Here is a 10560-nt window from a genome sequence, read left to right on the forward strand (position 1 = left end):
CCCCGCGTACTGGGTCCGCTCGTGCGAGCGTCCCGTACGCGCCGTTCCTCCGTGCCCCCGCCCCGGCCGCCGTCCTGCCGCACTTCCCGACCCGGCACGACGAGACCCCCGGAGGGCTCCTCACCATGTCCGTATTCGCCACCCTGGTCGACGGCCTCGCCGACCTGCTCCAGCCCCTGTTCGGCGCCGGTGCCGCCGCCGCGGCGATCGTCCTGATCACCGCGCTCGTACGCCTCCTCGTCCACCCGCTGTCCCGGGCCGCCGCACGCGGCCAGCGGGCACGGGCCGCCCTGCGGCCGCGGATCGCCGAACTGCGCCGCGAGCACGCCCAGGACCCGCGTCGGCTCCAGCAGGCCATACTCGACCTGCACACCCAGGAGAAGGTGTCACCCCTGTCGGGGACGCTGCCCGGCCTCTGCCAGCTCCCCGCGTTCTTCGTCCTCTACCACCTCTTCTCCAGCTCCTCCGTCGGCGGCCGCCCCAACGGACTCCTCACCCACCACCTGTTCGCCGCTCCGCTCGGCGGACGCTGGACCGACGCGCTCGGCGACGGCGGGCTCCTGGGCGGTCCCGGACTCGTGTACGCGGGTCTCTTCGCGGTCGTCGCCGTGGTCGCCGCGTTCGGCTACCGCCGCGCCCGGCAGGCGATGGCCGACCTGCCCGCCGAACTGCCGGGCGCGGTCGGCAGGGCCATGCCGTTCCTGTCCTTCTTCACCCTCGTCACCGTCGCCGTCGTCCCCCTGGCCGCCGCGCTGTACATCGTCACCAGCACGACCTGGAGCGCGGTCGAGCGAGCCGTGCTGTACCGGTGATGCCTACGGTCCAGTACATGAACGGGGTATTGCGGAGCGGACGCGGACCTTGGACGATCGACCAGTCCTCCGATGGCTGGTCCGCCGCACCCGGCCGGCCGTCGGACGGGCGCCCGCGATCGAGGGAGATGGCCAACATGAAGCTGCTGCGAGTCGGTACGGCCGGGGCGGAGCGGCCCGCGCTGCTCGACGCCGACGGGACCCTGCGTGACCTGTCGGGCGTGGTGCCGGACATCGACGGCGCGCTGCTCGCCGACGACGCGGCGCTCGCCCGGGTCCGGGCCGCCGCCGCCTCCGGGGAACTGCCCGCGCTGGACGCGACGGGGCTGCGGGTGGGGCCGCCGCTGGGGCGCGTCGGGAAGATCGTGTGCATCGGGCTGAACTACCACGACCACGCCCGGGAGACCGGGGTCGAGCCGCCCGCCGAACCCGTCGTCTTCCTCAAGACGCCGGACACGGTGGTCGGGCCGTACGACACCGTGCTGGTGCCGCGCGGGTCCGCCAAGACCGACTGGGAGGTGGAGCTGGCGGTCGTGATCGGGCGTACGGCCCGCTACCTGGAGTCGGCCGAGGAGGGGCTCGCGTGCGTCGCCGGGTACGCCGTGGCGCACGACGTGTCCGAGCGGGAGTACCAGATCGAGCGCGGCGGGACCTGGGACAAGGGCAAGAACTGCGAGACGTTCAACCCGCTGGGGCCCTGGCTGGTGACGGCCGACGAGGTGCCCGACCCGCAGCAACTGTCGCTCAGGCTGTGGGTCAACGGGGAGCTGAAGCAGGACGGCACGACCGCCGAGCAGATCTTCCCGGTGGGGGAGGTCGTGGCCTACCTCAGCCGCTTCATGGTGCTGCGGCCCGGTGACGTGATCAACACGGGGACGCCGGCGGGGGTGGCCATGGGGCGGCCCGAGCCGAAGCCGTATCTGCGGGCCGGGGACGTGGTCGAGCTGGAGATCGAGGGGCTGGGGCGGCAGCGGCAGGAACTGAAGGACGCGTAGGCGCTCCGCGGGGGCGGGGGACTGTGCGGGTGTGTTCCGGTTTTCGCGCAGTTCCCCGCGCCCCTGGGAGAGGTGGCTGAGCGTTCTGGGGCGTGCGGGTGCGTTGTGGGTCTTCGCGCGGTTCCCCGCGCCCCTGAGGTGTGGCTGAGCGCCTCGGGAGCGGGCGGGATTGTGGTGGCCGGTCGCGCGGTTCCCCGCGCCCCTGGCGGGGCGCTTCTGCTCAGGCCAGCAGGGCGGCCAGGCGGCGCCAGCCTTCCCTCGGGAGGGTGTCCGTCGGGGCGTCGGTGACCAACTGGAGGGCCACGTGGTCGGCGCCCGCCTCGTGGAAGGCGGTGATGCGGCGGTGGATGGTGTCCTCGTCGCCCCAGGCGAACACCGCGTCGATCAGCCGGTCGCTGCCGCCGTCCGCGATGTCGTCCTCGGTGAAGCCCAGACGCAGGAAGTTCTGGGTGTAGTTGGGGAGCCCGAGGTAGAAGGAGAGATAGGCGCGGGCCGTGGCGCGGGCGCTGGACGGGTCGGGGTCGAGGACCACCTTGAACTCCGGGGCCAGCAGCGGACCCTCGCCGAGCGTCTCGCGGGCCTTCGCGGTGTGCTCCGGCGTGACCAGGTACGGGATCGCGCCCGCCGCCCGGTCCCGGGACAGCTCCAGCATCTTCGGGCCGAGCGCCGCCAGCACCCGCCCGTGGGCCGGCATCCCCGCCCGGTCCAGCTCGTCGAGGTAGCCGACCATCGTCGAGTACGGGCGGCTGTACCCCTTCACCGCGGGGCCGTGGCTCACCCCGAGGCCGAGGACGAATCGGCCGGGGTGGGCCACCTCCAGCTCGGCGTAGCCCGCGGCGGCGGCCGGTGCCTCGTGCTCCCAGATGCTCTGGATGCTGGTGCCGACCACGAGCCGCGAGGTCGCCTCGATCAGCGGGGCGGCGTGCCGGGCGGCGCTGTTGCCGCCCAGCCACACCGCACCGAAGCCGAGGGACTCCAACTCCGCGGCGGCCTCGGCGCGGTCACCGCGCCCCTCCGGGTCCTCGGCGCGCAGGCCCACGCTCCAGACGCCGTACCGTCCGACGGATCGCTTCAAGGCGGCCGTGGTGTCGTTCATCGATGTCGGTCCTTCCGGTGGGGCGGTGACGATCATTCCTCTACCGCGTGCCAACGGGGGCGGACCGGCGGGACATTCCCGGTGCGGCCGAACGGGTGGTCACTCGCCCAGGAACCGCTCCAATGCCTCCACGACCAGCTTGTGGTCCTCGAGCTGCGGCAGTCCGGACACCGTCACCGCGCCGACCACCCCGACGCCCTCCACGGTGACCGGGAAGGACCCGCCGTGCGCCGCGTAGGTGTCCGGGTCCAGGCGCGAGGACTCCTCGAAGGTGCTGCCCTTGGCCCGGAACCGGGCGCCCACCAGGTACGACGCCGAGCCGTACCGCTCCACCACCCGGCGCTTGCGGGCGATCCAGGCGTCGTTGTCGGGGGCCGAGCCCGGCAGCGCGGCGTGGAACAGTTGCTGCCCGGCCCGGTGGATGTCGATGGCGACCGGGGCCTGGCGCTCCCGGGCCAGCTCCACCAGCAGCGAGCCCAGCGCCCAGGCGTCGTCATGGGTGAACCGGCGGAAGACCAGCCGGCGTTCCTGCGCCTCCAGCTCCGCCACGCCCGGCGTCGGCTCGGGGGCGGTCTTCGGGGTCGCCGTACGGTCCTGGGTCACAGCGCCACCGCCCCTCCGTCGCGCGCCGAACGGCGGGCCGCCTCCAGCACGTCCAGGGCGTCCGCCGCCTCCCGGGCGCTCACCGGGTTGGGGCCGCCGTCCAGCAGGGCCCCGGCCACCGCCGCGTAGTACGCCGGGTAGTCGCCGGGCAGGGTCGGCTCGACCCGGCCGCCGCCGGTCACCGGGGACTCGCCGGACCCGACCCGGCCCCACAGCGACTCGTCCTCCTCGCCCCAGCCCCGTCCGGGCCGCTTGCCCTCGCGCAGCGCGGCCTCCTGCGGGTCCAGGCCGTACTTGACGTAACCGGCCCGCGAGCCGAGCACCCGGAACCGGGGGCCGAGCTGGGCCGTGGTCGCGGAGACGTAGAGGTGGGAGCGGACGCCGCTGGTGTGCGTGATCGCGACGAACGTGTCGTCGTCGGTCTCCGCGCCCTCGCGCCGGACGTCCGTCTCGGCGTACACCTGGGCGGCCGGGCCGAACAGGACCAGGGCCTGGTCGACGACATGGCTGCCGAGGTCGTACAGCAGACCTCCGATCTCTGCCGGGTCGCCGGATTCGCGCCACCCGCCCTTCGGCTTCGGCCGCCACCGCTCGAACCGCGACTCGAACCGCCATACGTCGCCCAGCGCGCCCTCGGCGAGCAGCTTGCGCAGGGTCAGGAAGTCGTTGTCCCAGCGGCGGTTCTGGAAGACGGAGAGCAGCAGGCCGCGCTCCTCGGCGAGCGCCGCCAGCTCGCGGGCCTCGGCCGCGGTGCCCGCGACGGGCTTGTCCACGACGACCGGCAGCCCGGCCCGAAGGGCGGCGGTCGCGAGCGGCACGTGCGTCTTGTTCGGGGACGCGACGACGATCAGGTCCAGGTCGGCGGCCCGGCCGAACAACTCGTCGGGGGTCGCGGCCAGGCGGACGTCCGGGAACTCGTCGCGGGCCTGCCGCTGCCGGTCGGGGTTGGCGGTGACCACCGTGTCCAGGGCGAGTCCCTCGGTGGCGGCGATCAGCGGGGCGTGGAAGACGGAGCCCGCGAGCCCGTAGCCGACGAGGCCGACGCGCAGCGGAGTCCCGGGGGGAGTACCAGTCATACGTCCACTTTGGCAACGGTGTTGCCAAAGTGCAAGTAAGGGCGAGAATGGGTGGCGTGAACAGGGCGAACGACACAGGCGGCGGGGTCGGCGCGGGCGGGGCCCGCAGCGGGGTGAACCTGCTCGCGCTGCGCAGTCACAACTCCGCGCTCGTGCTCGACCTGCTCCGCGCGGCCGGCCCGGAGGGGATCAGCCGGCTGGAGCTGGCCGAGCGGACGGGGCTCACCCCGCAGGCGGTCAGCAAGATCACCGCCAAGCTGCGGGCGGACGGCCTCGCCGCGGCGGCCGGACAGCGGGCGTCCACCGGCGGCAAGCCGCGCACGCTGCTGCGCCTGGTGCCGGAGGCCGGGCATGCGATCGGCGCGCACCTGGACCGGGACGAGCTGCGGACGGTGCTGGTCGACCTCGACGGCGCGGTGGTGGGGGAGCGGCGCGCCCCGCTCGACCTGGGCGCGGGCGCCGGCGCGGTGGTCGCGGAGGTGGCGCGCGAGGCGGAGACGCTGGCCGCCGAGGTGCTGGGGACCGGCCGCCGCGCCGGGCTGTTCGGGGTCGGGGTCGCGCTGCCCGGCCCGCTGGACCACGCCCGCGGGGTGCTGCACCGGGTCACCGGATTCCCCGAGTGGGACGGGTTCGCGCTGCGGGACGCGCTGGCGGGGCGCCTCGGGGTGCCGGTCGTCGTCGACAAGGACACCAACGCGGCGGCGCTCGGCCTGGCGGCCGGCGGCGAGCGCGGCTCCTTCGCCTACCTCCACCTCGGTACCGGGCTCGGCGCGGGACTGGTGATCGGCGGGAGCGTGCACCGGGGGGCGCGGACGGGGGCGGGCGAGTTCGGGCACCAGGTGATCCAGCTCGACGGCCCGCCCTGCACCTGCGGCGCCCGTGGCTGCGTCGAGGCGCTCTGCCTGGAGGCGGTGGCGCGCGGCGACCTCGCCGGGGCGGCCCGGGTGCTGGGCGTGGCCACCGCCAACCTCGCCGCGCTGCTCGACATCGACCTGGTCCTGCTCGGCGGCCGGACCGTCGCCGCCCACCCCGGGGCGTTCGTCGAGGGCGTCGCCGCCGTCCTCGGCGCCCGTGCCCGCCGCGAGGGCGACCACGACCCGGCCGTACCGGTACGGCTCGCCCCCGGCGGCCCCCGGGCGGTCGCGGAGGGCGCGGCCCAACTCCTGCTGGGGCCGGTGTTCGGGCGGGCCGACGGGTGAGGGGGGTGCGTGCGGCGGCTGCGCCGGGTCGGTTCACGCACCGCCGAGCGCGGGTCGATGGGTGAGGGGGCCGGACGGGGGCGTGCGGGGTGGGTCGATGGGTGAGAGGGCCGGACGGGGGCGTGCCAGGGTGGGTGATCATGCCGGACGGCGGGTGAGCACGCGGGCGTGCGTGTGTCGGCGGACGGCTGTGCCGGGTGCGGGTGTACGCCGCCGGGTGCGGGCCCGCGCCCACGGGTGAACCGCCGCCGGGTGCGGGCCTGCGCCCACGGGTGATCCGCCGCCGGGTGCGGGCGCGCGCCCACGGGTGAATGCCCGCCGCCATCCGGAGTGCCCTCCGGAGTGGCGTCACCGGATGCCGCGCGGGTCCGGAACGCTCATGTGTTCATGCGACTGTGTACGCCCGCGTCCCCCTGCCTGGCGGCGGCAGCCGCCCTCCTCGCCGCGGCCTCCCTCGCCGCGGCCTCTCCCGCCGCGGCCTCTCCCGCCGCGGCCCGCACGCCTTCGGCCCCCGCCTCCGGCCTCGCCGCTCCCGCCCCCCTCCCCGCCTGTACCGCCGCCGAGGACCACACCTTCCCCCTCACCACCCGACTGCACGGCGGCCCCGCCGCGTACCGGGCCGGGGGCGGGTACGGGACCTGGTACCTGGACCTCACCAACACCACCGACCGGACCTGCGAGGACATCCACCCCGTCGTCGTCCTGGTCGACGAGCGGCGCGCGCTCGGACCCGCCCAGCCCCGCCTGGAGTTCTACGACGGCACCCGTCCGCACCCCGTCCGGCTGGAGCGGACCGACGCCGACGAGCTGGTCGGCGTCCTCGCCGACGACGCCGCCGGGTTCCCCGGGTTCGCGGTCGGGCCCGGCCGGACGCTCACCGTGAAGATCCGCCTCGCCTTCACCTCGGACGCCGTGCCCAACGAGGTCACCGCCAACGCCGCCGTCGTCCAGCGCCGGGGCGGCGACGGCGAGTGGGTCGGCCAGTCCGACGACTACCGCTTCCGCGTCGACGCCGGTCCGGCCGCCCCCGCCGCCTCCCCGTCCGCGGGCGGGCTGCCCTTCGCCGACGAACTCGCCGGTACGGGCGAGCGCCGTGCGTACACCCTGCTCGCCTGCGCTGCCGTCCTGGTCGCCGCGGGCGGTACGGCCGTCGCGCTGGCCCGCCGGCGCCGCTGACCCCGGGCGAGCGGGGTACGCCGACGCCTGGACGGGCCACGACCGGCAGTTGACCCCCTGATTAGGCTGAGGGCCGTCGGCACGCCGTGGTTCCGGCACCCCCAGCCTCTCGCCCACCGCACCGCCAGGAGTACGAAGCACATGGCAGACCGCAGGCCCATCGAGTCGTGGCTCACCGACATGGACGGCGTACTCATCCACGAGGGCGTCCCCATCCCCGGCGCCGACGCCTTCCTCAAGCGGCTCCGGGAGTCCGGCCGGCCCTTCCTGGTGCTGACCAACAACTCGATCTACACCCCGCGCGACCTGCACGCCCGGCTGCGCCGGATGGGCCTGGAGGTGCCGATCGAGTCGATCTGGACCTCCGCGCTGGCCACCGCCAAGTTCCTCGACGACCAGCGGCCCGGCGGATCGGCCTACGTCATCGGCGAGGCCGGGCTCACCACCGCCCTGCACGACATCGGGTACATCCTCACCGACCACGAGCCGGACTACGTCGTCCTCGGCGAGACCCGGACCTACTCCTTCGAGGCCATGACCAAGGCGGTCCGCCTGATCAACGCCGGCGCCCGCTTCATCTGCACCAACCCCGACGAGACCGGCCCCTCCACCGAGGGCCCGCTTCCGGCCACCGGCGCGGTCGCCGCGCTGATCACCAAGGCCACCGGCAAGCAGCCGTACTTCGCGGGCAAGCCCAACCCGCTGATGATGCGCACCGGCCTCAACGCGATCGGCGCGCACTCCGAGACCAGCGCGATGATCGGTGACCGTATGGACACCGACGTACTGGCCGGCATGGAGGCCGGGATGCAGACCTTCCTGGTGCTCACCGGCCTGACCCGGCCCGAGCAGATCGAGGAGTTCCCCTACCGGCCGTCCACGGTGGTCGACTCCATCGCGGACCTCGTCGACCTGGTCTGAAACCCGCCGCCCGGCCCCGTCCCCCGTTCGGAGCAGCACCGAGCCCGCAGCGGATGCGACCAAGGGGCCGGCGGGGGAGTCTCCAGGTGACTGGAGGTGCACGATGGGCTCACTGAAAGCCACGCTCTGTGCCGGGGCCGCGCTCACCGCGGTGCTCGCCCCGGCGGCGGCCACGGTGACGGCGGCCACGGCGCACGCGGCGGACGGGGGCGGGGTCTCGGTGTCCCCGGCGACCCCCGCACCCGGCGGCGACGTCACGCTCCGCGTGGCCGACTGCGCCGAGCGGACGGCCGTCGTCGTCTCCGCCGTGTTCGTCTCCGACGTGACGCTCTCCCTGGCCGGCACCGACGGCACGCTCGTCGGCTCCGGCCGGGTCCGCTCGGAGGCCACCGCGGGCGCCCACGCCGTCGAGGTCCGCTGCGGCTCCGCCGAACGCGAGGGCACCCTCACCGTCCGCGACCGGGCCCGCCCCTCGGCCGAGGCGCCCGCCCGGCCCACCGTCCACGCCTCGCCGGTCGCGCCGGTCGACGCGGGCGGCGGCGGCACGGCGAAGCTGGCCGCGTCCCGCCATGACGACGACGCCCGCGCCAACGGGCCCGGCACCGCCCAGACGGTCACCGGCCTGGTCCTCGCCGGGGTCGCCGCGGTGGCCGTCGCGCTGCGCAGCGCCCGCCGGAGCCGCGGAGCGGACCGACCATGACCGACCAGGACCAGGACCAGGACCAGGGCCGGGCTCAGGGCCAGGACCAGGGCCGGGATCAGGGCCGGGATCAGGACCAGGGCCGGGATCAGGACCGAGACCGAGGCCAAGGCCACGATCAGGACCGGCACCGGCACCGGCATCACGACCGCGCCTCCGGCCCCGGCCGCCTGGTGACCGGCATCGCCTGGGTGGTGCTGCTGCTCGGGCTGTGGCTGTGGGGCCGCGACGCCACCGACGTGCCCGACGGCATAACCGGGCCGGCCACCGGCGACATGGCGGCGGCCGGCCGACCCCCGTACGTCACCCTCCCGCCCGCCCACCGGCCGCTCGGCACCGACGCCCGCCCCGGCTTCCTGGAGATCCCCCGACTGGGCGTCCGCGCCCCCGTCGTGGCCCGCGGCCTCGACGCCGGCGGCGCCCTGCGACCCCCGCCGTTCGACCGGCCCGGCACGGTCGGCTGGTACGCGGCCGGCGCCCGGCCGGGAGCGGCGGGCACCGCCCTGATGGTCGGCCACGTCGACACCGAGACCCGGCCCGCCGTCTTCTACAAGCTCAGCACCATGAAGCCGGGCCAGACGATCCGGGTGCTCCGCGACGACGGCCGGACCGCCGAGTTCACCGTCGACGACATCCAGGTCCTCACCCGCGACGGCTTCGACGCCCGCCGGGCCTACGGGCAGCACCGCGCCGGCCGGGCCGAACTCCGGCTGATCACCTGCGGCGGCGTCTACGACCGGGCCCACGACCGGTACACCGCCAACGTCGTCGTCTCCGCCTACCTCACCGGCACCGGCCCTTGAGACGCCTCGGCGGCACGGCCGTATGCCAGGATTGCCCCCCGGGAACGGCGCGGCGAGGGGGCTGGATGTACGGCGGCAGGGCGGCCGGGACGCGGGTGTCCGCGGCGGTGCTGGGGGCGGTCCTGCTGATCGCGGGGTGCTCGTCGCCGGGGGACGGCGACGAGGGCAAGGGCACCGGCGGGGGGATCGGCCGGCAGCCCGGGGGAAGCAGCCCGTTCTGGGTCAACCCGGACAGCGCCGCGGCCCGGCAGGTCGCGGCCCTGGAGCAGGCCGGGAAGCCGGCGGAGGCCGAGCAGATCCGCAAGATCGCCGAGCAGCCGACCGCCGAGTGGATCAGCCCGGAGAACCCCGAGGAGCAGGCCCGCGGCTTCACCGAGGCCGCCGACGCGGCCGGCCGCACCGCGCTGCTGGTCCTCTACGACATCCCGCACCGCGACTGCGGCCAGTACTCCCGGGGCGGCGCCGGCGACGGCGACGCCTACCGCGCCTTCGTCGACGCCGTCGCCCGGGGCATCGGCGACCGTGCCGCCACCGTCATCCTCGAACCCGACGCGGTCCTGCACCTCGTGGACGGCTGCACCCCCCGGGAAGCGCACGAGGAGCGCTACACCCTGCTGTCGGAGGCCGTCGACCGGCTCACCGCCCTGGAGAACACCAAGGTCTACCTGGACGCGGGCAACGCCGGCTGGGGCGACCCCGACCGGCTCCCGGACCCGCTGCGGCGGGCCGGCGTCGAGCGCGCGGACGGCTTCGCGGTGAACGTTGCCAACTTCTACTCCACCGAGGACTCCCTCGCCTACGGCAAGCGGCTGTCCGCCGAGGTCGGCGGCAAGCCCTTCGTCATCGACACCAGCCGCAACGGCAACGGCCCCTACACCGAGGGCGACCCGGCCGAACGCTGGTGCAACCCGCCGGGCCGCGCCCTGGGCGAACCCCCCACCACGCGGACGGCCGACCCCCTGGCCGACGCCTACGTCTGGGTCAAACGCCCGGGGGAGTCGGACGGCGAGTGCAAGGGCGGCCCGAAGGCGGGCCAGTGGTGGCAGGACTACGCCCTCAAGCTGGCCCAGGCGTCCCCCGCCTCTTAGAGGTCCTAACAAAGGCGTTGGACGTGTCGGTGGGTGATGAGGCAGGTGGCGAGGCCGAGGAAAGCCTCGTGGATGTCGTCGCGCCGTTCCC

At 75.3% G+C, this 10560-nt stretch carries 11 protein-coding genes; 8 read left to right on the forward strand and 3 right to left on the reverse strand.

Annotated elements, in window-relative coordinates:
- Positions 1-125 precede the first annotated feature (125 nt).
- Positions 126-812 carry a membrane protein insertase YidC gene (gene yidC, locus ACFY32_RS32255; protein WP_359192455.1) on the forward strand — a complete coding sequence of 229 codons (687 nt, stop codon included), beginning with the start codon at positions 126-128 and terminating at the stop codon, positions 810-812.
- Between the two features lie 137 nt (positions 813-949).
- Entirely contained in the window at positions 950-1807 is an 858-nt protein-coding gene (locus ACFY32_RS32260) for a fumarylacetoacetate hydrolase family protein (protein WP_390676165.1), read from the forward strand.
- 220 nt (positions 1808-2027) lie between these two features.
- Here the strand turns inward: ACFY32_RS32260 and ACFY32_RS32265 are convergent, their stop codons facing one another.
- The 3 genes from ACFY32_RS32265 to ACFY32_RS32275 form a co-directional block, all read right to left on the reverse strand.
- Positions 2028-2903: an LLM class F420-dependent oxidoreductase gene (locus ACFY32_RS32265; RefSeq protein WP_390676166.1), complete on the reverse strand. Its 876-nt coding sequence runs from the start codon at positions 2901-2903 to the stop codon at positions 2028-2030.
- 99 nt (positions 2904-3002) lie between these two features.
- Positions 3003-3506, reverse strand: a complete 504-nt coding sequence (locus tag ACFY32_RS32270) for a heme-degrading domain-containing protein (RefSeq protein WP_359192446.1) — start codon at positions 3504-3506, stop codon at positions 3003-3005.
- Positions 3503-4582: a Gfo/Idh/MocA family oxidoreductase gene (locus ACFY32_RS32275; protein ID WP_390676167.1), complete on the reverse strand. Its 1080-nt coding sequence runs from the start codon at positions 4580-4582 to the stop codon at positions 3503-3505. The genes ACFY32_RS32270 and ACFY32_RS32275 overlap by 4 nt, the downstream gene beginning before the upstream one ends.
- Positions 4583-4629: 47 nt before the next feature.
- Between ACFY32_RS32275 and ACFY32_RS32280 the strand changes: the two genes are divergently transcribed.
- The 6 genes from ACFY32_RS32280 (at position 4630) to ACFY32_RS32305 (ending at position 10469) form a co-directional block, all read left to right on the forward strand.
- Positions 4630-5781 (forward strand): ROK family transcriptional regulator, encoded by a 1152-nt coding sequence (locus ACFY32_RS32280; protein ID WP_359192439.1) that lies wholly within the window; start codon positions 4630-4632, stop codon positions 5779-5781.
- Between the two features lie 387 nt (positions 5782-6168).
- Positions 6169-6957: a hypothetical protein gene (locus tag ACFY32_RS32285; RefSeq protein WP_390676168.1), complete on the forward strand. Its 789-nt coding sequence runs from the start codon at positions 6169-6171 to the stop codon at positions 6955-6957.
- Positions 6958-7098: 141 nt separating this feature from the next.
- Positions 7099-7878, forward strand: coding sequence for an HAD-IIA family hydrolase (locus tag ACFY32_RS32290; protein ID WP_359192433.1), 780 nt, complete (start codon positions 7099-7101; stop codon positions 7876-7878).
- Positions 7879-7981: 103 nt separating this feature from the next.
- Positions 7982-8578, forward strand: a complete 597-nt coding sequence (locus ACFY32_RS32295; RefSeq protein WP_390676169.1) for a hypothetical protein — start codon at positions 7982-7984, stop codon at positions 8576-8578.
- Positions 8575-9381: a class F sortase gene (locus tag ACFY32_RS32300; protein WP_359192427.1), complete on the forward strand. Its 807-nt coding sequence runs from the start codon at positions 8575-8577 to the stop codon at positions 9379-9381. The genes ACFY32_RS32295 and ACFY32_RS32300 overlap by 4 nt, the downstream gene beginning before the upstream one ends.
- A gap of 65 nt (positions 9382-9446) precedes the next feature.
- Positions 9447-10469 carry a glycoside hydrolase family 6 protein gene (locus tag ACFY32_RS32305; protein WP_390676170.1) on the forward strand — a complete coding sequence of 341 codons (1023 nt, stop codon included), beginning with the start codon at positions 9447-9449 and terminating at the stop codon, positions 10467-10469.
- Positions 10470-10560: the final 91 nt, after the last annotated feature.

It is taken from the genome of Streptomyces sp. NPDC000134 (assembly GCF_042899225.1).
Classification (GTDB): domain Bacteria; phylum Actinomycetota; class Actinomycetes; order Streptomycetales; family Streptomycetaceae; genus Streptomyces.